Below are 21,368 nucleotides of genomic sequence, written 5' to 3'. Positions count from 1 at the left end.
GGCCTGTAAAGACCGCCGTTTTTTCAAGGTTGCTCGATAAGCTTCGTTATTTGTTGGTCGTCGACGAGGTCGTCGTGGTGTCCGTTCCAGGCACTGCTGCCGTTGCCGGGGTCTTTGCGGCCTTCTCAGAAGCCTGCATAGCAAGCGTCTTGAACTCAGGCGCGGCCTTCAGCGAGTCAGCCGTTTCCGTGGTCGTCAGCTTCATGCTGCCGTCCTGGGCGTTCTGCGTCGCGGTGATCTTGTCGAAGGGAACGGCTACATTCTTCTGGCCGAGGCCAAGGAAACCGCCCACGCCAACGATCGCAGCGACAACACCGCCCTGCTTCTGCAGGATAAGGTCGTCGATGCTACCGATGCTTTTATTCTCACCGTTATAGACCGATTGGCCTATATAGGTCTTGGCACTCATCTGATCGGCCGACTGCTCGGTCAGATATCCGGCCTGAGCCGTATTTGTCGTTGGTGCCGGGGCCGGAGCCTTAGCTTCGTTTTCCGGCGTCTTGACAGCCGGCTTGGTGGTGTCAGGCGTTGCCGGAGCGGTCTTCGTCATCGGCGCAGTATTATTGTCGGTTGACGGCTGCTGTTGAGCGAAAGCCATCGGCGAAAGAACCGATGCTGTGGCAAAGATTGCGCCAACAGCAGCGGAAGTGAACAATTTGCCGGTCATCGTGAACCTACCTTCCATTCTGATGGGCATGTTCACCAGCCCGGGCGGCGCCACTCCTTTGGCTGACCATCACCGTGCCGGTTCGTTAAGGAAAATGGTCGAACGAGGGTTTAGTTCCGGCAAGAGTTGCGGGAAACGGCTGCAAATCGCCTTTGGTCGGGCCAAAATAACGCGAAAAATTAAGGGAGGAGACGCCGCCTTGTGCAACCGAAGCCATTGATCCTGCAGATCGGTTACAGCGACGAACGGGCGGCATTCAACGCAGGACGACGGCGTGATCCCAAGCAGGCCGGCAAAGTTTTGCCGGCCGCATTATCTCCCTCGGAGCGGGAAGAAAATAAAATACAATCAAAGCTTGTAGACCGGATCGAAGACGCCCTTGACCGTGGGACCGAGTTCGAGAAGCGCACCGGCTTGCGGCTGCATCGAGCGGGCGTCTTCGTCGAGACCTTCCCAAGCCGTGGTCACGGCGAGGCGATCACCGTTCTGACCGATGAAGGCCGGGCAAGAGGGCTGCATGGCAGGCACACGGTAGCGCTCGATGCGCAAGCCGTCGGGGCTGTAGCGATCGACGAAACCGGAGCCCCAGCGGGCGTTCCAGATATAGCCGTCGGCATCGCAGACGGAGCCGTCGAGACCGCCTGGGTCGTCCATGCTGTCGACCATGACGATCGGTTCGCCGACCGGAAGTCCGGTCTGCGGATCGACCAGCACCCGCATCAACTGGCTGAGGCGGGTATCGGTGAAATAGCCGATCGTGCCGTCGGGTGAAAAGCAGATGGAGTTCGGAATGCTGAGCTGATCGAAGATCTTCGTCACCTTGCCGCCGGCGACGTGATAGATCGCGCCGGCCTGCAATTCGGCGCGCTTGCCCATCGTGCTGATCCACAACGAACCGGAGATATGCGTGCGCCCGTCATTGGAGCGGTTCTCCGGCTTGTCCGCCTCGATCGCAGCATAAAAGGTCAATTCTCCGGATTTGATATCGCGAAGAAACAGCCCCTCTTCCGTGGCGATCAATTGCCGTTCTGCATCGACGCGGGCGAGCACGCTCGCCATCATCGGCAGAGGGTGAACTTCCTTCTTGCCCGACGACAAATGCAGTTCATGCAGCTCCTTGCCGAGGATATTGAACCACCAGACCGTATCCGTATCGGGATCATAGGTCGGTCCTTCGCCCAGGACAGATGCGGTGTTGCAGAGAATATTGCCCTGGAAATCATGAATGTCGGTCATATGGTCAGGCTCCTACGGCAGCATCATAGGCGTAAATGGTCACCTTGGCGCGTTCGGCAACCTCTGCTGTCGTCATTCCCGGCTTGTAAAGGCTGGTGCCGAGACCGAAAGCCAGGATGCCGGCTTTGATGTAATCGGCGAAATTCTTGTCCGAAACGCCGCCGACCGCCGCGATGACGAGTTCGGGCGGCAAGACGGCGCGGATGGCGGTGATACCAGAGGCGCCAAGCACGCCGGCCGGGAAAAATTTAAGCCCCGTCGCACCGGCGCGCGCGGCCGAAAGCGCTTCCGTCGCGGTGAACACGCCCGGCATTGTCACCATGCCCTTGTCGCGGGCGCGGCTGATGACGGCGGGCTCGACATTCGGCGTCACAAGCAGCTTGCCGCCGGCGGCATCCAGCCGGTCGACATCTTCAACGGTCAGCACCGTGCCGGCGCCGATCAGGCAGTCGGCGGGCGCCATCTTGGCGGCGATCTCGATGGAGCGGAAGGGTTCCGGCGAGTTCAGCGGGATTTCGATCGCCGTCAAACCGGCGTCGATCAGTGCGCCGACAATGTCAGCCGTCTCCTCGGGCTTGATGCCGCGGAGAATGGCGATGAGCGGGCGCTTCATGGCAGGGAAGGGGATGCGGGTCGTCATCAGCTTTTTCTTTCATCATTCGGCCAGATCGCCTTCGCGGCGGCGGAGAGTCCGCGGCGGACGGCGGCATCGGCATCAACAGTCGTATAGGTGAGGGAGAGGATGCGGAATGCGTCTTCATAAAGCGCCTGCAGGCGTCCGGAGGCGACCAGAGTGATCGCGGCCCCTTGCCCAGCAGACGACAAAGCGCCGGCGATTTCGGCGCCGATCAGCGTGCCCGAGATCAACGCTTGCGACCCGGCCGCCGTCAGGCCATGCAGAAGCTGGCCGGCGCGGGCGGTAAACAAAAGGTTCGTGGCGAGGGCCGGCTTGTCGAAGGCAGCTTTGATGGCGGAGGCGAAGGCGGCGCTGTCCGCGGGCATGTCGGCCGCACCGGCAACGGCGTGGGACAGGATGCTGTGTTTGGTGATGACGTCGAAGAGCTCGCCGGTCATGAAGGTCGAAAAACCGGTGACTTGGCCGTCGGCGACACGCACCCATTTCGAATGTGTGCCGGGCATGCAGACGACTTGCTCGCCCTTGACGTCGGCAGCGATCGCGCCGAGCAATTGCGTCTCTTCGCCGCGCATGACGTCGGGCGCTTGCCTGTCGCGTTGCGCAAGGCCCGGCAGAATGCGGACGTCGCGCGATTGACCGGGTACGGAGACGGCGCCGGTCAGGATGGCGGAGAGTGATGTCGGCGTATCGATATAGCCGGCTTCCACCCAGCCCTGGCGCGCTCCGGCCATGCCGCAGACGATGACCGGAAGGTCTTCCGGCGCCGCAAGGGCATCGAGATGCGACTGCAGCACCTTGGCAAAGCCCGTCTGAGCCGCCGAAGTCATGCCTTCGCCGCTGCGGCGCTCGCCGAGAATGCTGTCATCTTCGCCGATCAGCCACAGGCGGAAACTGCTGGTGCCCCAATCGACTGCTATGTATGCGGGCCGCGCCATTTTAAAAATCCCTCTGATTTTTCAATCGAAATACCCCTGGTTTTTCACTAGAGAATACCTCCGTCTACAATGATGGTCTGCGCGGTGATGCTGCCCGAGCAGTTGGATGCAAGAAAAAGCGTCGGGCCAACCAGATCGGCAGCCTTCAGAACATGCTTGAGGCATTGGCGCTCGACCGTTTTGGCGATGCCTTCTTCCGTCAGCCAAAGCTCCATCTGCCGTTCGGTGACGACCATGCCCGGCAAAACGGCGTTGACGCGGATGTTTTCCGGTCCAAAGCGGCCGGCAAGGCTCTTGGTCAGGCCGATGACACCTGCCTTTGCGGTCGCGTACGCGGAAAGAAGCGGCGGATTCATCTTGAAGACGATCGACGAGAAATTGATGATCGCCCCGCCACCGGCCGCGCGCATGCCCGGCGCTGCCGCCTGCGAGACGAAGAAAACCTGCTTGAGGTTGATCGCCTGGTTGTTGTCCCAATATTCCTCGGTCGTGGTGTCGATCTCGTGCCGGTCGTCCCAGGCAGCGTTGTTGACGAGGACGCGAATGGCGCCGAGATCGGATTCGACGGCGGCGACCGCACTTTTGATGGCGCCGACGTCGCGCAGATCGGCATGATAGAAGGAGACGGCATGGGCCGATTGCGCCGAAAGCCGGTCGGCAAGCGCCTTGCTCGGCTCCTCGGCTATGTCGATGAAGGCGACCTTGGCGCCCTGTTGCGCAAAACCTTCGACGAGTGCAGCGCCGATGCCGGAACCGCCGCCGGTGATGAGAACGGTGCGATCCCTAAGATCGGGAAATTGTGCCTGTGCCTCGGTCAAGTTCTTTTCCTCCCGGAATTGAAAAACACAGTTTGTTCCATTATTTGGAACTCAATTTGACTATGTGGAATTATCCGATTACCCTGCGGTCGTGTCAAGGACATGAGGTACATCAACGCGGGCGAGGCAGTCGTGAATTCGAAGAAGGGCGAGGTGAGGGAAATCCGTCGCGGCCGGGAGACCGGCACGCTCGGCAAACTGATGGCGCTCATCGATCTCGTGGCGCTGGCCGATCGTCCAATGCGTTTCACCGACATCCTGTCTCTCTCCGATCAGCCGCGCGGCACGCTGCACAGGCAATTGTCTCACCTCGTCGAAGAAGGGCTGCTGGAGACCGATCGCGACGGATGCTATCTGCCCGGCATCAGGCTCCTGAGCCTCGCATCACGCAGTTGGGCGCGCAATGAATTTCGGACCGTCGCTGAGCCGCATCTGCGTCTGCTGCAGGCGCAGACCGGGGAAACGGTGCATCTCGGCGTCCTGCGCGGCACCGAAGTCATCTATCTCGACAAGGTCGAGGGCCGGCAGTCCGTGCGGATGTATTCGCAGATCGGCAATGCCTCGCCGGCCTATTGCACCGGCGTCGGCAAGGCGGCTTTGTCCGCGCTCGACGATGTCAGCTTCGAAGCGCGGGTCGCCGGGCTCGCGTTTCACGCCTATACCGAGCATACCCATCGCAGCGTGGCAGATCTCCGGGCCGATATCGATGCCATCAGGAGGTGCGGTTGTGCTTTTGATCGTGAAGAGCACGAGAGCGGCATATGCTGTGTCGCCGCGCCGATCCACTCGGACGACAATGAAATGCTGGCCGGCGTCTCGGTGACAGGCCCGGCCTACCGCGTTACGCCGGAAAAATTGCAGGAATGGGCGCCATTGGTAAAAGCAGCGGCGGCCGCGATCATGCAGGACATGCACAGTCGGCTCGGTCCAAGACGCTAAAAGCGCCTGTTTTTCTCGGCTGTCATGTGAAATTCACCAATTTGGCCTTTCGTGCGCTGGACCTTGGCCAACTTACACGTTTATTCTGAGAAGCTTGTGAGAATCGCGGACCAACTGCCGTTCTCCCTGGTACCTGCTGCTATGCCCGGAGGAGAATGGCGGCCCGATCACCCGGCGCCGTAGTAGATGGTGTCGCAGCAGGCGAGATTTTAAAAAATTATATTGATCAAACGCCGGTTTGTCGGCGTTCATGTGGTGACCCGGAGGCCTGGAGGCGGCGTTTTCGCGTTGTGCCCCTCCCTTATGTAAAGAAGACTAATGATGGCAGCATTGGTGCAGGCGGGAAAGCCCCCTCGGGGGGAAGATTACATTAATGAAATTAGCGGTCTGAAAACACAGTTTGATGTTTTTCGTTTCATGAAGCGGCTGACTGAAGCCTATCGCTGCCGGGCTTTCATGGTTCTGAACCTGCCGCCGGTGACGTCCTTCGAACTGCAGAGCAATTCGGTCATCAACAACTGGCCTGCCGAACTCCTGGCGACCTACGACCAGGAAGGATTGATGGCGAACAGCCCTGTGCTGCGACGCCTGCGCAGCTCCACGCTGCCTTTCGTTCACGAGACAACGGTGGGCACCAATCGCGACGATAGCAGGGCGCAACTCATCGCTGCCCTGTTCGAACGCTTTCGCATGACGCGCTGCGTCTATCTGCCCACCCATGACGCATCCGGTCTTCGTGGCGCGATATCGCTCGCTGGCGACCGCGAGACATTTACCCAGGAAGAGATCAAGGATCTCAGCTATGTCGCAATCTACGTCTTCGATAGGCTCGCCGAAATCCGCAATATGGACGTGCGCGTCATCGACGCGCTGACCGACCGGGAGATCGATTGCCTGAACTGGACGGCGGCCGGCAAGACCAGCGCCGAAATCGCGGAAATCCTGAGCCTCTCCGAACATACGGTGAATCACTACCTGAACCGAGCCACCAAGAAGCTGGATACCGTCAACCGTACCCAGGCAGTCGCCAAGGCGCTGCGTGTCGGGCTGATAAAATAAGACACCATCCCGGTCCGCAGCGGCCTCGGGCTGAGGTTCAGTCCAGGCAGCTAGTGCGAGCGAAATCCAGGCAATTTTCTGCGTGAATTTTGTGCGCTGCACATAAAATTTGCCGATATATCCCGCACTGACTTCAGGCTGTGACTGCGAAAACCTATAACGAACTGAAAAATAACAATTTTTCTAATTTCGCGAAACTGGCACGCTTTCTGCATTTCCATAGGAAGAGGTCCAGAGGGGACTTTGATAACAGCGCCGATAAACGCGCGCGGATCGGGCAGCCGCTGCTGATATTTTAGTCGTTGCTTCTCCCAGCGGCAGTATCGGTGGCGGCTGTTGCTTATTTGGCACGTCCGCAAAATCAACGGGGTTTAAGGAGCGATTTTTCGTGCGCTCGCCCTACTCCTTTCAAAGCTTTGCGTTATGTGCGGCCGCTGACATTTTGGTCTCCAAGGGAGCGTTGCGGCTGGTAGGGCTATAAAGCCCGGCGGACCTGCCGGCCGCAACGGCAGTATTGCGTCGATATTCCCTTTAATTTCGTTTGGCGAAGTTCTCTCACTCCACTATTTAAGCCTCAAGAGATCCGGAGCGTTTGCTGCGTGGGCGTCCATGCGCCGCCATCCGGATGGAAATCGTGCAGTGAGGATGGAATGGCAGACATCACCAAGGAACAGGTTCTGGAGACGTTGAGGACCGTTCGCGGCCCCGACCTGGAGCACAATATCGTTGAGCTCGGCATGGTCTCGGATGTCTTCATTTCCGACAACAAGGTCTATTTCTCGATCACGGTTCCGGCAGAGCGCGCCAAGGAGCTGGAACCGATGCGACTTGCGGCCGAGCGCGTGATCAAGGAATTGCCCGGCGTCAAAGGCGCCCTAGTCGCGCTGACGGCGGACAAGAAGGCCAATGCCGCTGGTGCGCCTCCGGCACGCCCGGCTCCCGCTCAGCCGCATGCCCATTCCCACGCCCATGCGCCGCAGCAGCCGCCTCGCGCCGGCAAGATCGGCGTGCCCGGCATTGGCGCCATCATTGCGGTCGCCTCTGGCAAGGGCGGCGTCGGCAAGTCGACGACGGCCGTCAACCTCGCGCTCGGTCTGCTCGCCAATGGTCTGCGCGTCGGTATTCTGGATGCCGACATCTACGGCCCCTCCATGCCGCGCCTGTTGAAAATCTCCGGCCGGCCGACCCAGATCGACGGCCGCATCATCAACCCCATGCAGAATTACGGCCTCAAGGTCATGTCCATGGGCTTCCTCGTCGAAGAAGAGACGGCGATGATTTGGCGCGGGCCGATGGTACAGTCGGCGCTGCTGCAGATGCTGCGAGAAGTCGCCTGGGGCGAGCTTGACGTTCTCGTCGTCGATATGCCGCCGGGTACCGGCGACGCGCAGCTTACCATGGCGCAGCAGGTGCCGCTCGCTGGCGCCATCATCGTTTCGACACCGCAGGATCTGGCGCTGATCGACGCGCGCAAAGGCCTCAACATGTTCCGGAAGGTGGAAGTGCCCGTTCTCGGCATTGTCGAGAACATGAGCTACTTCATCGCTCCGGACACCGGCGCCCGCTACGATATCTTCGGTCACGGCGGAGCGCGCAAGGAGGCGGAGCGCATCGGTGTACCCTTCCTCGGCGAAGTGCCGCTGACCATGGGCATCCGCGAGACGTCCGATGCAGGCACGCCGCTGGTTGCTTCCGACCCCAATGGCACGATCGCCGGCATCTATCGCGATATCGCCGCCAAAGTCTGGGCGCAGGTCAGCAATACGCCTCAGCGCGCAGCACCCTCCATCGTCTTCGAATAATTCACAATGGCGTGACCTGTGCGGCGATCGGCACGATTGCCTTGGCCGCGCCGTGTGCTATGACTTCGCGGGATCGTGAATCTGCGGTGAAAGCGCGCATTAGAGGGGTTGTGACTTGATTCTTTGCGAGCTTTGCTGCATATGCGCCGCCGGTGAGAATTTGGTCGGCCATATCCGATGACGGCCATCTGCCAAATGGTGACTTCGTCTCGCCTGAGCAATCGGCTTTGTCATGACGGACGAAGGATTGGTACAGCAGCGCAATGGAGCATGGACACGCATTCCCGGCCGGACCGGCGGGATACGGCCGGAGTTTTATGAATTTTTTTCACAGGCCATCGGCAGAATCGCGGCGGGAGCGCACAAAGCGCCGTGGTTATAGCGTTGCCTGTGTGCCGAGGACGATCCGTTGATCACGGCCTATTGCTCCGATTGCAAGTCCTTCGAATTGGCAGATCTTTCGACCGTTGCCCAATTGCCGGACAACGCCATCTGGATCGATATGGTCGAACCGTCGCGTGAAGAAGAGACGAACATCGAGCGCCTGCTGGGGCTCGAGGTGCCGACGCGCGAGGATATGAAGGACATAGAGCCCTCAAGCAGGCTCTATGTCGACGATGGCGCGGTTTTCCTGACGGCTTCGCTGCTGTGGAAGGCCGATACCAACCTGCCGACGCTGACCGATGTCGCTTTCATTTTGACGGGTCATCGCCTCATCACCATCCGCTACGCGCGGCCGAAATCCTTTGCGCTGTTCATTGCAGCGCTGCAGCGCATTCCGCAGGAGCGGCGCACCGGTGTCGCGCTTCTGGCGAAACTTCTGGAAACCATTGTCGACCGCACGGCCGAGGTCCTTGAACAGACGGTTTCCAGCATCGATATATTGTCGGTGCATGTGTTCGGCGACCGTGTGAAAAAAATCCGTCGTCCGTCGAACTATTTGGAAGAGAAGCTGAAAGACATTGCAGGCTATCACCGCGCGGTCAGCAAGGTGCGCGACAGCTTGAGTTCATTGTCGCGGGTTTTGACCTTCCTCCAAACCATCCCCGCCATGCAGCAGGACCGAGAGGCCAAGGAATTGTGCCGCAATGTCTCGCGGGATGTGCAATCTCTATCCGAACATGCGTCCTTCGTCGCGGGTAACATTACCTTCCTGCTGGATGCATCGCTCGGCCTGATCAATATCGAGCAGAACGCCATCATCAAGATTTTCTCGATTGCCTCCGTAGTCTTCTTGCCGCCGACGCTTGTTGCCTCGGTCTACGGCATGAACTTCGAGTTCATACCGGAGTTGCATTTTGCCTACGGATATCCGGCATCGTTGCTTTTGATGGTGGTGTCTGCCGTCGTTCCATTTTTCTTTTTTCGCTGGAAAGGCTGGCTCTGAGAGTCTAGTGATCCTGAATGTCTGACGAAACCCATCATTCTCCCGACGGGAAAATGAATCCACGCAAACTCTTCTACCTCGCCTTGGGGTCGGTTGGCGTAGTCTATGGTGATATCGGTACGAGCCCGCTTTACGCCTTTCGCGAGGCGCTGAAACCGGTAGCCGCCGATGGCCTGACGCGCGGCGAAGTCATCAGCCTCGTTTCGCTGATGTTCTGGGCGCTCACCATCATCGTCACCATCAAATATGTCCTTTTTCTGCTGCGAGCGGACAATGATGGCGAAGGCGGCACGCTGTCGCTCTTGGCGCTGCTGATGAAGACGGCGAATGGCCACACCGCCGTTCTGATGCTGTTGGGCCTGCTGGGGGCGGCGCTCTTCCTTGGCGACGCAATGATCACGCCGGCGCTGTCGGTTCTTTCGGCTGTCGAAGGTCTGAAATTGGTGACGCCAAGGCTGGCGGACTACATCGTGCCGATCTCGGTCGCGATCCTGGCGTTGCTCTTCGCGATCCAGTCGCATGGCACCGGCGCGGTCGCGCGCTTCTTCGGCCCGATCACGGCGCTCTGGTTCATCGTCATGGGCGCTGTCGGCATCATGCATATCTCGGATGATTTCGGCATTCTGGCCGCTTTGAATCCCTGGTATGCGATCAACTTCCTGATCAACGAGGGTTTTCTCGGTGTCGTCGTGCTTGGCGCGGTCTTCCTGACCGTCACCGGCGCGGAGGCACTTTACGCCGATCTAGGGCATTTCGGCCGCCGTCCGATCCAATGGGCCTGGTTTGCCCTGGTGTTTCCGTCGTTGACGCTGAATTATCTGGGGCAGGGTGCCTTGGTGCTGCGCCAGCCGCTCGCCATGTCCGACCCGTTCTTCTTGATGTATCCGCATTGGGCGATCCTGCCAGTGGTCATTCTCGCCACCCTGGCGACGATCATCGCCAGTCAGGCTGTCATCACCGGCGCCTTCTCGCTCACGCGGCAGGCCATTCACCTCGGCTTCCTGCCGCGCATGGAAATCCTCATCACCTCCGAGACCAATACTGGCCAGATTTTCCTGCCGTCGGTTAACACCGTACTGTTCTTCGGCGTCATCTTCCTGGTGTTGAGCTTCAAGACCTCGGATGCGCTGGCGACGGCCTACGGCATCTCGGTGACCGGTGCGATGGTCGTCACCTCGATCATGGCCTTCGAATTCGTGCGTGTTCGCTGGAACTGGACGCTGCCAATGGCGGTGGGCGTGCTGGCGCCGCTGCTGTTGCTGGAATTCGTCTTCCTGGGCGCCAACCTTTTGAAGATTCACGACGGCGGCTATGTTCCGGTGCTGATCGCGACCGCCTTCACAGTGATCATGTGGACCTGGCGCCGCGGTACGGCGATCCTGATGGAGAAGACGCGACATACGGATATTCCGTTGTCGTCCTTCGTCAGCTCGATCGAGCGCAAGAGCGACCACTCGCCGGCACATGTCCCGGGAACGGCGATCTTCCTCACCAGCGATCCGGAATCGGCACCGGCGGCGCTGTTGCACAATCTGAAGCACAATCACGTCCTGCACGACAAGAACGTCATCCTGACGATCCGGACCATCAACAAGCCGCGCGTCGTACAGGAGGACCGCTACTCGGTCGAGAAAGTCTCCGACCGCTTCTCGCGCGTCGAGCTGCGCTTCGGCTTCATGGAATCGCAAAATGTTTCGCAGGCGCTGGCGACCCTGCGCAAGACCGGACTGAAGTTCGATATCATGTCGACCTCCTTCTATCTCGGCCGCCGCAAGCTGGTTCCGGACGCCAAGTCGGGCATGCCGCATTGGCAGGACCGGCTCTACATCGCCCTCGCCAATGCCGCGACCGACCCCTCGGACTATTTCCGCCTGCCGGCCAACCGCGTCGTCGAATTGGGCTCGCACGTCATCATCTGACGCGGATCAGTCAGCTTGCTTGCATCGAAGGCCCCGTGGATATCCGCGGGGCCTTTTGCTTGTAGGTTCATGAATAGATGCATCACCGAGCGGCGGTCAGAATTAACCATCCATCAAGGTTAATGCGAGATTATTTCGGCTCCTATCCCGAGTGCCGTTTGGAGTCCGGTATTGTCTCGTCCGAGTCGTGTCCCCCGCAAGTATGGCCTCGTGCCGAAAAACTGGACTTCGCCAGCCGTCTTCGGGCTTTGCGCATGGCTGATCTTTCCGTCGACGGCGGCCTATGCCGATCTTGCCGGTCTGCTGGCGGGCATCGACAGGGGGAGCAGCAACTGGCGGATGGTCATTACCAATTCACCGGCAGGTTCGACTCATCAGGCCGAGCTTGCCTTCGGCGACGCCTCGACCGCTGCTGCCATTGGCGACGCCGGTCTCGTCCTGCCCGATGGCCGCCGCGTTGCGTTCCGGTCGGAAGAAAAGGGCAGCGATCCCAGGCCGGACGAAGACCGCATCAATCGCCAGGACAAGAAGGGCAGGATAGTCGCCGTCGCGCCGATGCAGCCCCCGAAGGATTTTTCCGCTGGTTCCGTGCTGCAGCGTGAAAGCATGCTGTTGCGCCCAGAACTGGATACCAAGGACAAGACCGCTTTCCTGAAGCCGAAGATCGGCGGCAAGGAAATTCAGATCGCGACGGCCTTCTATCGAAAGGAGCCGCAGAAGCCGGACCATAGCGTGCCGTCCTATCTTGCGAGCCTGGTAACAAGCCAGGATGCCGATGTGCTCGCTGCCGCCTATGCCTCGCCGCCACCGGACTACGCCCGTGTCTCGCCCTTTGATTCGATTCTTGCCAAGGATCAGGACAACGCAGGCCGTTTCGTACCGCAGATCGGTCCTCAGGATCACGCCTGGGCCGCGAATGTTCTGCCGCCCTCGGTCTTTTCCTCGGACGAACAGCAATGCCTTGCCACCGGCATCTATTTTGAAGCGCGTGGGGAATCGGTGAAGGGGCAGGCGGCCGTCGCGCAGGTCATCCTCAACCGCGTCCGCAACCCAGCCTATCCGAAAACCATTTGCGGCGTCGTCTATCAGAACGACGATTGGCGTAATGCATGCCAGTTCTCCTTTGCCTGCGACAACGTCAAGGATCGGGTCAATTCGCCCGAACATTGGAAGGTCGCCCGCCAGGTCGCCATGGCCGTGACCGCCGGCAAAATCTGGCTGCCGGAAGTCGGTTCCGCCACGCACTATCACGCCGTCTACGTCCGGCCGAAATGGGCGGCCGAGATGGTGAAAGTCGGCCGCATCGGCATGCACATCTTCTATCGGACCTATGGCGGCGGCTGGAGCTGACGGTCGATTGCGCGGCGGGACTGATCCGGCCCAGTGAGCGATAAAAAGGTCACAGAAAAACCCGGCCTGAAGAGGATTCTTCGGCTCAGTTTTACGCCGGCATCGCATATTCGCCCTAAGATTATGATTTAATTCGGCTAATTTATGGCTGGACAGATGACGTCTACGCCTTGACTATGCTTTTTCCTAAAACTATGTTGCGCGCGACTTCAAACGGGCCGAAAAGGTGGCGAAACCTGCCGTTCGTTTATGCGTTGACCGGGGTAATGGGATAGCGCGCAACGAAAATGGGAGGACATCACCATGGCGGATGACCGCGACGAAGGTCTGGAAAAGCGACGAGAGCAATTGGAAGCCGAGCTGGCGAGCAAGCGTTCTGCGTTGGGAGAGGATGAACGAGGGGAGGTTCGCGCCGAGGAGAGCCGCAAAGGCTATGCCCAGGCGATGAAGCTTTCTAGTGAATTCATCGCTGCCATCATCGTTGGCGCTGTTCTGGGCTATTTCTTCGACCGTTTTGTCGGCACGACGCCGTGGGGCATGATTATTCTTCTGCTTCTCGGATTTTGTGCCGGCGTTCTGAATGTTTTGCGCTCTGCAGGCAAGGTGGCGACACCAATGCTTGAAAAGCACGGGCTAGATAAGAAATGAGGCGGAAGCGGCGCTACGGTGCAGTTTCCTGGTGAGAGGCATCCGCTTTGACGAGCGGGAAAATGAAAGAGAACAAGCGGTGGCAAACGGACCTACCCATCAGTTCCTGATCTTCAAGATTATCCCGATCGATATCGGCGGAATTGATTTTTCGTTCACCAATGCTTCGCTGTTCATGGTTGCCTCGGCAGTTATCTCTGCCGGCTTCCTCTATTTCGCCACCTCGCATCGCAGCGTCATTCCGAGCCGCGCCCAGTCGGTGGCGGAGATGTCTTATGAGTTCATCGCCTCGATGCTGAAAGAAGGGGCGGGAACCAAGGGGATGAAGTTCTTCCCGCTGGTCTTCTCACTCTTCATGTTCGTGCTGACGGCGAACCTGCTTGGCATGGTTCCCTATTTCTTCACCGTCACCAGCCAAATCATCGTCACGTTTGCACTGGCGCTTCTGGTCATCCTGACGGTCATTCTCTACGGCGTCATCAAGCATGGCTTCGGCTTTTTCAAGCTCTTCGTGCCGCAGGGCGTTCCCGGCATTCTTCTGCCGCTGGTGGTGATCATCGAAATCATCTCCTTCCTGTCGCGGCCCATTTCACTCTCCGTTCGTCTTTTCGCCAACATGCTGGCAGGCCATATCACGCTTAAGGTGTTCGCAGGCTTCGTTGCCTCGCTCGGAGCCCTTGGTGCGCTTGGCATCGGCGGCGCCATTCTTCCCCTGATCATGACCGTCGCCCTGACCGGTCTCGAGTTCCTCGTCGCCTTCCTCCAGGCTTACGTCTTTGCGGTGCTGACTTGCATGTACCTCAATGACGCAATCCATCCGGGTGGCCACTAAGGATTACCGACATTGACGTCTGCAGGGCGTCAGTCATTCGCCGCAACAACCATTTCAAAGGAGTTCAACATGGAAGCGGAAGCAGCAAAGTTCATCGGCGCAGGTCTGGCTTGCTTTGGTATGGCCGGTACGGCTCTCGGCCTCGGCAACATCTTCGGCAGCTACCTGTCCGGCGCACTTCGCAATCCGTCTGCCGCTGACAGCCAGTTCGGCCGTCTGGTATTCGGCTTCGCCGTTACGGAAGCTCTGGGCATCTTCTCGCTGCTCATCGCTCTCCTCCTGCTCTTCGCCGTCTGATATCAACGGCATGATAGATCACGGTTCGCGGGACAGCGGGCCGTGATTCTTTGTATTTGCAGACCACCTGGAGGTGAGCATGTTTGTGACCCCGGCATATGCTGAAGAAGCACCGCCGGCAGCCGGCGCGGTGCATACGGAGACGGGTGCGCCCGATCAGGGCCATCACGCAGGCGTATTCCCGCCGTTTGACCATACGACGTATCCGTCACAGCTCCTTTGGCTGGTGATCACCTTCGTCATCTTCTACGTGGCCATGCAGAAGATCGTCATTCCGCGCGTCGGCGGCATTCTGGAAAGCCGGCACGATCGCATCGCCCAGGACATCGACGAAGCCTCGCGTCTGAAGGCCGAAGCCGATGCTGCCGTTGCGACCTACGAAAGCGAATTGGCCGCAGCGCGCGCCAAGGCAAATTCGATCGGCGCCACCGCCCGCGACGCCGCCAAGGCAAAGGCTGAGGAAGATCGCAAGGCGATCGAAGCAAGCCTTTCGGAAAAGCTGAAGGCCGCTGAGGTCCGTATCAGCGAGATCAAGGCGAAAGCCTTCGGCGATGTCGGCGCCATTGCTGAAGAAACGGCCGCTGCCGTTGTCGAGCAGCTCGTCGGCAACGTCGCCGGCCAGGCAGACGTCGCTTCGGCTGTCGCCGAAGCATCCGCCAAGCGGGAGGGTTGATCCATGGAATTCGGTCTCGACGAAACTTTCTTTGCCTTCGTCGCTCTCATCATCTTCCTCGGCCTCATCGTCTATCTGAAGGTGCCGGGCATGATGGCCAAGTCGCTGGACGACCGCGCCGATCAGATCCGTAACGATCTGGCTGAAGCCAAGCGCCTGCGTGAAGAAGCCCAGCATCTTCTGGCTGAATACCAGCGCAAGCGGAAGGAAGCCGAAGCCGAGGCAGCCCATATCGTTGCGGCCGCCGAACGCGAAGCTGAAATGCTGACGACGGAAGCTCGCAAGAAGACGGAGGAATTCGTCGCCAACCGTACGGCGCTTTCCGAGCAGAAGATCAAGCAGGCGGAAGCCGATGCGATGAAGGCGGTCCGTTCCGCCGCCGTCGATCTGGCCATCGCTGCTGCTGAATCCGTGCTCGCCAAGAAGGCCGACGGCCAGGTTCAATCCGAACTCTTCAGCAACGCCGTTGGCGAAGTGAAGTCGCGGTTGAACTGAGCGCGCAAGCAATCGATCTTTGGAAAAGCCCGGCTTCGGCTGGGCTTTTTGTTTTTAAAGGTATCGCTCGGCGACGGTGACATTTGACGATAGCTCCGGATCTAAATTAGATTTCGACCTCGTTTTAGGGGGAGAAATGGTGATACCGAACGGGGAGAGTGGCGAGGGACCATTTCGCCAGGGTGATCTCATCTATCGGCGGACTCGTCCTTGGACAGCGAGTGTTCACGCCCTTCTCACCACACTTCACACCCATGGCTTTGCCAATGCGCCATTATCAGCCGGATATGACGCGGCGTGGGAAAGAGTGAGCTTTCTCCCAGGTGAGACGGGTGACTTGGACGACAATGAGAATATGAGGTCGATGGAAGCTCTGCAGTCCGCGGCGCGCCTGCTGCGGCGCTATCACGATTGCACCGCTCTGTTGATGCGGCCGATGCTGGAGGACCAGAAATGGCAATTGTCGCCGCGGCCGCCGTTCGAGGTGATCTGCCATGGCGATTTCGCGCCCTATAATATTGTTCTCACCGGCAGCGAGGTGACTGGCATCATCGACTTCGAGACGGCCCATCCCGGCCCGCGTTGCTGGGATCTCGCTTACGCCATCTATCGCTGGGCGCCTCTGTCCGCTGGCGACGAGGTCAAGGATCTCGGCGAGCTCGATACGCAGATCCTCCGCGCTCGCAGTTTCCTTGATGCCTACGGCTTGCCCTCGGAGCAACGATCGGCCTTGCCAGGGATGATCATTGACCGTCTAAATGCCTTGGTCGGCTTCATGGAAAGCGAGGCGGCCAATGGTGTGGAAAGATATCGTCGCAACATTGAAGATGGCCATGCTGATATCTACCGGCGCGATGTTGCCTATATCAGCGAGCACCGAAGCGAGATTGCAGCCGGCCTTGCAGGATAAGCAGAGCTGGCGTCAGGCCTCATCGCGTCGGAGCGGCCGGAAACTCATGCGATGTAGCGAGCAGGGGCCGTGCTTCTCGATGCCGGCGCGGTGCTCAGGCGTCCCGTAGCCGACATGGGCGGCAAAGCCGTATGCGGGGAAGACATCTCCGGCGCGGGCCATCATCCGGTCGCGCGTCACCTTGGCGACGATCGAGGCTGCGGCAATGGAAAAGGAGCGGGCATCGCCCTTGACCACGGCTTTTCCCGGGCAAGCGAGGCCGCCGGGCACATCCAACCCATCCGTCAGCACGTAGCTTGCCGGCACGGCCAGGCTGCAGATGGCACGGCGCATGGCGTCGAGGCTCGCCTTGCGAATATCGGTGATATCGATACGCGCCGCGCTCGAAGAAGCAATGGAGACGGTCGCGGTCGAGAGGATTTCGACAAACAGTGCCTCGCGCCTGATGGCCGAAAGCTGCTTGGAATCGTTCAATCCCTCGGGAATGCGTTCCGGATCGAGAATGACTGCGGCCGCGACGACTGGACCTGCAAGAGGCCCGCGCCCGGCTTCATCGGCACCTGCGACAGGCCAGTGTCCAGCGCGGCGGGCAATCAGCTCCAACTCGAAGGTTGGAACGATCGGGCCCTCTTCGAAAAGCATGGGAGAATCGGATGGTGTGCTGCGTGGCATGCGGCAAGCTCGCACACCATCCGATCTCCTGCAAGCCCCCGGTGGATCAAGGCGGCGAACCAGGGGGCTCTTCCGGCGGGCAGGGAAACCCGCGGGAAAGAGTCAGAGCAATTCCAGGAAAAGTGCGTGAGCCGCTTTCCGTCCGGAATTGCGAAAAAACAAAAAGATAGAGCGGTTCTAAGATTCCGCGAAAGCTGAACCGCTCAGAGCAGCGAAAGCTGCACGCCGCTGCCATCCGGCGGCACAAACAGGTCGTCGCGCAATGCGATACTGCGGCGGGTGAGCTCCAGCCGCTTGGTCGCCATTTCGAAACGGCGGCTGATCTGCCAGGCATAGGGGCCTGCACCCTTCATGCGTTTGCCGAACTCGGCATCGTAATCCTTGCCGCCGCGCATGGAGCGGATCAGCGACATGACATGGCGGTAGCGATCCGGATAGTTCTGCAGCAGCCAGTCGCGGAAGAGCGGGCTGACCTCCAGCGGCAGGCGCAGGATGACATAGGTTGCTTCCATGGCGCCGGCGGCCTTGCTGGCGTCGAGAATGCGTTCGATTTCGTGGTCGTTGAGCGCCGGAATGATCGGCGCCACCATGACTGCCGTCTGGATACCGGCTTCGCTGAGCACCCGTATCGCCTCCAGCCGCCGCTGCGGCGTCGCCGCGCGCGGTTCCATGGTACGCGCCAGCTTGCGGTCGAGCGTGGTCACGGAAATACCGACCCGAACCAGGTTCTTGGCGGCCATCTCTTTGAGAATATCGATATCGCGCATGATCAGCGCTGACTTGGTGACGATCGCAACCGGATGGTTTGCCTTGTTCAGCACTTCGAGAATCTGCCGCATGATGCGCCATTCCTTCTCGATCGGCTGATAGGGATCGGTATTGGTGCCGATGGCGATGACGCGCGGCTTGTAGCCGGGCTTGGCCAGCTCCCGTTCCAGAAGCCGCGCCGCGTCCGGCTTGGCGAAGAGCTTCGATTCGAAATCGAGTCCCGCCGACAGACCCATATAGGCATGCGTCGGCCGTGCGAAACAATAGATGCAGCCATGCTCACAGCCACGATAGGGATTGATGGAACGATCGAAGGATATATCGGGCGATTCGTTGCGTGTGATTGCCGTACGCGGCTTCTCCACCTGGACTTCGGTTTTGAAAGGCGGCAGTTCTTCGAGCGTTTGCCAGCCGTCATCGAATGTCTCACGTCGCAGCGGTTCGAATCGGCCGCTCGGGTTCAGCCCGGCGCCGCGACCGCGCCGGCGGTCGATCTCGACTCTGAGACCGGTGTCGGCGATCAAAGCATTGGCAACATCTGCCGTATTGGCAGGCGCAAATGCGACCTGCCCTGCAAGGGACTGCTCGTTCATCGGTAACTCCGGGGCGGTTCATGGCATCGCATGCCGCGTCTAAGATGATTAAATTCCTATCCGACAAACGAGAACATTGCAAGAACAAAATGCGCGATTACGCTCCGCCGCGCGGCGTTTCCATGCCGACGAGCAGAGGTCCCGGTGGCATTTTGGACCTGCGTATAAGCCATATCTAAACCTTCGGGTTTAAGGGGTTATGCGCTGGCAATAAATTGTGCGGCGCTTTATAAATGGGCAATGTTGACAGTAATCATCGAATGCCAGGATCAGGAACCTGAGCTGGCGCAGACATTGGCGGCCCTGGTAGCCGGCGCGATCGAAGGTTTGGTGTGCGACGTCGTCGTGCTCGATCATGGCTCGCGTGACGGCACCTCGCATGTGGCCGACGCTGCCGGCTGCCGTTTCTATTCGAAGTGGGATATCAAAGACATACTGCATTCGGCGCGCGGCGAATGGCTGCTTTTCGTCGAGCCCGGCGCCCGCCCGCAAGCCGGCTGGATCGATGAGATTGCCGAATATGTCTCGCTGAATAAGGTGCCGGCGCGCTTCACCGCGTCGCGGGGTTATCGACGGCCTTTGTTCCAGCGCATCGGCCGCAGCCTGCCGCCTCTGGAACTGGGTTTGCTCCTCTCCAAGCGACAGGCCATCGCCGCCGCCAAAACGGGCATGCGGCTTGCCGAATTCGCCAGGGGGCAAAAGAGCCGCCAACTGTCGAGCGAGCTAATTCCCTCTTGGGTCGCACGCGCGGCAAGGTAGCGCATTGTAATCAATCCAGATTCCATTTGAAAATAAGAGAATTTCTGTCATAATTTTCATATGGCGGCACGTCTCGCGTGTCGCGTCAGGCGGCCGACCATGAAGATGCCGGTATGCGGCAGAGCAGGTCAGCGGAACTCTCCTCTTCCGCCGGATTTCCGGCGAAAGGAGGTGCGTCATGGGACGCACGATGCTCTGCCGCCTCATCGGAACGGCCCTTGTGGCAACGGCAATCCTTCATCCGAGTACTGCAGCTTCGCAAGCGATGTTCGCATGCGCTGAACGCGCCGATATGGTCGCTTTTCTGGAAGCGCACTATTCCGAAAAGCTCTCGGCCATTGGTCAGCTCGATCCGAGGAATATTATCGAGGTCTTCGCTGCTGAAAGCGGCAGTTGGACAATGATGATCACCGGTGTCTCCGGCCGAAGCTGCGTGATCCTCACGGGTCAGAATTGGGAATCAATTCCTGCCTTGCCTGGATCGAAGGTATAAAGCGCCAGCTTATTTTGAGCCGGCACCGCGCTTTAGATGTTCATCGAGCCGCGGCATGATCTCCACGAAATTGCAGGGCATATGGCGGTAGTCGAGTTGCGCCTTTAAAATGCCGTCCCAGGCATCCTTGCAGGCGCCAGGGGAGCCCGGCAGCACGAAGATGAAGGTGGCGTTGGCAACGCCGCCGGTTGCACGCGACTGGATCGTCGCCGTGCCGATCTTGTCGTAGGAGATGCGATGGAACACCTCGGAAAACCCGTCCATCCGCTTTTCGAACAAGGGCTCCAGCGCTTCGGGCGTGACATCGCGGCCGGTAAAGCCGGTGCCGCCGGTGGTGATGACGACGTCGATGGTTTCGTCCTGCGTCCAGGCCTCCACCTGGCTTCGAATACGCTCCTTGTCGTCGGGAACGATGGCGCGCGCAGCCAACCTATGACCGGCTTCCGCGATACGGGCAACCAGCGTATCGCCGGACTTGTCGTCGGCGAGCGTGCGCGTATCGGAAACGGTCAGCACCGCGATGCCGACGGGGATGAAGGACCTTGCTTCACTTGAACCGGTCATCACGCGTCTCCCTTGATCGTTTCCGTCGCCTGGAAATACCAGTCCGGCCTTAAGCTGTGAAGCGATGCCGCCGCCGCTGTCGCCTGCTCAAGATTATCGAACAGACCGAAGCAGGTGGCGCCTGAGCCGGACATGCGTGTGGCGAGCGCCCCTTGGCTCTCGATCAATTGCGAGAGCGTGGCGATTTCGTTGCAGAGCATTCGTGCCGGCGGCTCCAGATCGTTGCGCAACCCCTCAATGGTCTCGATCCATTGCATGCGGCCATTTGTTGCCTGCAAGGGGAGTACGAATGGCGGATTGTCCTTTCGGGCCAGCATGCGAAACACCTCCGGCGTCGAAACGCCGACGAGGGGATTGCCGAGCACCATAGCAAAAGATGGAAAGTCCGGCAGAAGTTCGATCACTTCGCCGATGCCGCGTGCGATCAGCGGGCGGCTGGCCAGGCACATTGGCACATCGGCGCCGAGCTTCAGTGCAATCGCGTTCACCACATCGGAAGGCAAGGCGAGGTCCCAGAGCCGTGCCAGCCCACGCAGGGTCGCCGCCGCATCCGCCGAGCCGCCGCCGATGCCGGAGGCGACGGGAAGGTTCTTTTCGAGATGGATGTGGACGGGCGGCGCTTCGAAACCCGCGGCACGAGCCGCCTGCCGCAGCAGATCGCGTGCCTTCAGCACCAGATTGCCGCCGGCATCCCCATCGGTAAGAAGAGGGGAGAAGCGCCCGGACAGGCTGAATTCGTCACGCTCGCTTGCGCGAAAACCTAAACAATCGCCATGCCGCGCAAAAGTAACGAGCATGTCGAGCAGATGATACCCATCGGCCCGCCGGCCCGTCACATGCAGGGCCAGATTGATTTTGGCGGGCGCCTCTTCCGTGACGTCGAAATCGTCAGCCGCAAAGATCACCGTCATCGAA

General features: G+C 59.6%; 23 protein-coding genes. 14 read left to right on the top strand and 9 right to left on the bottom strand.

Annotation, left to right across the window (positions count from 1 at the left end; translation table 11 throughout):
• Positions 1-46: 46 nt before the first annotated feature.
• The 5 genes from ACXHXG_RS03345 to ACXHXG_RS03325 all read right to left on the bottom strand — a co-directional run bounded on the left by ACXHXG_RS03345 (position 47) and on the right by ACXHXG_RS03325 (position 4,293).
• The gene (locus tag ACXHXG_RS03345) at positions 47-667 is read right to left on the bottom strand and encodes a PRC-barrel domain-containing protein (RefSeq protein WP_104822145.1); all 621 of its coding nucleotides are present in this window, start codon (positions 665-667) and stop codon (positions 47-49) included.
• 348 nt (positions 668-1,015) lie between these two features.
• The gene (locus ACXHXG_RS03340) at positions 1,016-1,903 is read right to left on the bottom strand and encodes an SMP-30/gluconolactonase/LRE family protein (protein WP_457898486.1); all 888 of its coding nucleotides are present in this window, start codon (positions 1,901-1,903) and stop codon (positions 1,016-1,018) included.
• A gap of 4 nt (positions 1,904-1,907) precedes the next feature.
• Positions 1,908-2,543 (bottom strand): 2-dehydro-3-deoxy-6-phosphogalactonate aldolase, encoded by a 636-nt coding sequence (locus ACXHXG_RS03335; protein ID WP_457898485.1) that lies wholly within the window; start codon positions 2,541-2,543, stop codon positions 1,908-1,910.
• Positions 2,543-3,475 (bottom strand): 2-dehydro-3-deoxygalactonokinase, encoded by a 933-nt coding sequence (locus tag ACXHXG_RS03330; protein WP_457898484.1) that lies wholly within the window; start codon positions 3,473-3,475, stop codon positions 2,543-2,545. Before ACXHXG_RS03330 ends, ACXHXG_RS03335 begins: the two co-directional genes overlap by 1 nt.
• Positions 3,476-3,522: 47 nt before the next feature.
• Positions 3,523-4,293 carry an SDR family NAD(P)-dependent oxidoreductase gene (locus tag ACXHXG_RS03325; RefSeq protein ID WP_457898483.1) on the bottom strand — a complete coding sequence of 257 codons (771 nt, stop codon included), beginning with the start codon at positions 4,291-4,293 and terminating at the stop codon, positions 3,523-3,525.
• Positions 4,294-4,494: 201 nt separating this feature from the next.
• Here ACXHXG_RS03325 and ACXHXG_RS03320 point away from each other — a divergent pair, with 201 nt between their 5' ends.
• From ACXHXG_RS03320 to ACXHXG_RS03265, 12 genes are all read left to right on the top strand, one after another.
• Positions 4,495-5,232 (top strand): IclR family transcriptional regulator, encoded by a 738-nt coding sequence (locus ACXHXG_RS03320; protein ID WP_283051454.1) that lies wholly within the window; start codon positions 4,495-4,497, stop codon positions 5,230-5,232.
• A 318-nt stretch (positions 5,233-5,550) separates the two neighbouring features.
• Positions 5,551-6,291, top strand: a complete 741-nt coding sequence (locus ACXHXG_RS03315; protein ID WP_445944977.1) for a helix-turn-helix transcriptional regulator — start codon at positions 5,551-5,553, stop codon at positions 6,289-6,291.
• Between the two features lie 650 nt (positions 6,292-6,941).
• Positions 6,942-8,093, top strand: coding sequence for an Mrp/NBP35 family ATP-binding protein (locus ACXHXG_RS03310; protein ID WP_457898482.1), 1,152 nt, complete (start codon positions 6,942-6,944; stop codon positions 8,091-8,093).
• 409 nt (positions 8,094-8,502) lie between these two features.
• Positions 8,503-9,480 (top strand): magnesium transporter CorA family protein, encoded by a 978-nt coding sequence (locus tag ACXHXG_RS03305; protein WP_457898481.1) that lies wholly within the window; start codon positions 8,503-8,505, stop codon positions 9,478-9,480.
• 17 nt (positions 9,481-9,497) lie between these two features.
• Complete coding sequence (locus ACXHXG_RS03300) at positions 9,498-11,399, top strand: potassium transporter Kup (RefSeq protein WP_104822152.1); 1,902 nt, start codon at positions 9,498-9,500, stop codon at positions 11,397-11,399.
• A 171-nt stretch (positions 11,400-11,570) separates the two neighbouring features.
• Positions 11,571-12,749, top strand: coding sequence for a cell wall hydrolase (locus ACXHXG_RS03295; RefSeq protein ID WP_260303373.1), 1,179 nt, complete (start codon positions 11,571-11,573; stop codon positions 12,747-12,749).
• Positions 12,750-13,052: 303 nt separating this feature from the next.
• Positions 13,053-13,397 (top strand): AtpZ/AtpI family protein, encoded by a 345-nt coding sequence (locus tag ACXHXG_RS03290; protein ID WP_457898480.1) that lies wholly within the window; start codon positions 13,053-13,055, stop codon positions 13,395-13,397.
• A gap of 79 nt (positions 13,398-13,476) precedes the next feature.
• On the top strand, positions 13,477-14,229 hold the full coding sequence (locus ACXHXG_RS03285; RefSeq protein WP_104822155.1) for a F0F1 ATP synthase subunit A: 753 nt from the start codon (positions 13,477-13,479) through the stop codon (positions 14,227-14,229).
• A 69-nt stretch (positions 14,230-14,298) separates the two neighbouring features.
• Positions 14,299-14,526: a F0F1 ATP synthase subunit C gene (locus ACXHXG_RS03280; RefSeq protein ID WP_028750571.1), complete on the top strand. Its 228-nt coding sequence runs from the start codon at positions 14,299-14,301 to the stop codon at positions 14,524-14,526.
• A gap of 79 nt (positions 14,527-14,605) precedes the next feature.
• Complete coding sequence (locus ACXHXG_RS03275) at positions 14,606-15,199, top strand: F0F1 ATP synthase subunit B (RefSeq protein ID WP_104822156.1); 594 nt, start codon at positions 14,606-14,608, stop codon at positions 15,197-15,199.
• Between the two features lie 3 nt (positions 15,200-15,202).
• The gene (locus tag ACXHXG_RS03270; RefSeq protein WP_283049373.1) at positions 15,203-15,694 is read left to right on the top strand and encodes a F0F1 ATP synthase subunit B; all 492 of its coding nucleotides are present in this window, start codon (positions 15,203-15,205) and stop codon (positions 15,692-15,694) included.
• A gap of 307 nt (positions 15,695-16,001) precedes the next feature.
• Positions 16,002-16,604: a phosphotransferase enzyme family protein gene (locus tag ACXHXG_RS03265; RefSeq protein WP_457898479.1), complete on the top strand. Its 603-nt coding sequence runs from the start codon at positions 16,002-16,004 to the stop codon at positions 16,602-16,604.
• Between the two features lie 12 nt (positions 16,605-16,616).
• Here ACXHXG_RS03265 and ACXHXG_RS03260 read toward each other — a convergent pair whose 3' ends face one another.
• Both ACXHXG_RS03260 and ACXHXG_RS03255 read right to left on the bottom strand, forming a co-directional pair.
• Positions 16,617-17,276, bottom strand: coding sequence for a ribonuclease HII (locus ACXHXG_RS03260; protein ID WP_457898478.1), 660 nt, complete (start codon positions 17,274-17,276; stop codon positions 16,617-16,619).
• A 203-nt stretch (positions 17,277-17,479) separates the two neighbouring features.
• A complete protein-coding gene (locus ACXHXG_RS03255; protein ID WP_457898477.1) occupies positions 17,480-18,637 on the bottom strand; it encodes a PA0069 family radical SAM protein in 1,158 nt (385 codons plus the stop codon).
• A gap of 240 nt (positions 18,638-18,877) precedes the next feature.
• Between ACXHXG_RS03255 and ACXHXG_RS03250 the strand changes: the two genes are divergently transcribed.
• Both ACXHXG_RS03250 and ACXHXG_RS03245 read left to right on the top strand, forming a co-directional pair.
• Positions 18,878-19,396 carry a glycosyltransferase family protein gene (locus ACXHXG_RS03250; RefSeq protein WP_457898476.1) on the top strand — a complete coding sequence of 173 codons (519 nt, stop codon included), beginning with the start codon at positions 18,878-18,880 and terminating at the stop codon, positions 19,394-19,396.
• A 178-nt stretch (positions 19,397-19,574) separates the two neighbouring features.
• Positions 19,575-19,889, top strand: coding sequence for a hypothetical protein (locus tag ACXHXG_RS03245; protein WP_457898475.1), 315 nt, complete (start codon positions 19,575-19,577; stop codon positions 19,887-19,889).
• A 9-nt stretch (positions 19,890-19,898) separates the two neighbouring features.
• On the opposite strand, the gene moaB is transcribed toward ACXHXG_RS03245, so the two are convergent.
• Together moaB and ACXHXG_RS03235 are read right to left on the bottom strand one after the other, a co-directional pair.
• Entirely contained in the window at positions 19,899-20,453 is a 555-nt protein-coding gene (moaB, locus tag ACXHXG_RS03240) for a molybdenum cofactor biosynthesis protein B (protein ID WP_457898474.1), read from the bottom strand.
• Positions 20,453-21,364 (bottom strand): 4-(cytidine 5'-diphospho)-2-C-methyl-D-erythritol kinase, encoded by a 912-nt coding sequence (locus ACXHXG_RS03235; RefSeq protein ID WP_457898473.1) that lies wholly within the window; start codon positions 21,362-21,364, stop codon positions 20,453-20,455. Before ACXHXG_RS03235 ends, moaB begins: the two co-directional genes overlap by 1 nt.
• Positions 21,365-21,368: the final 4 nt, after the last annotated feature.

It is taken from the genome of Rhizobium sp. LEGMi-198b, from assembly GCF_054114205.1.
This window is presented reverse-complemented; position numbering and strand designations above follow the sequence as displayed.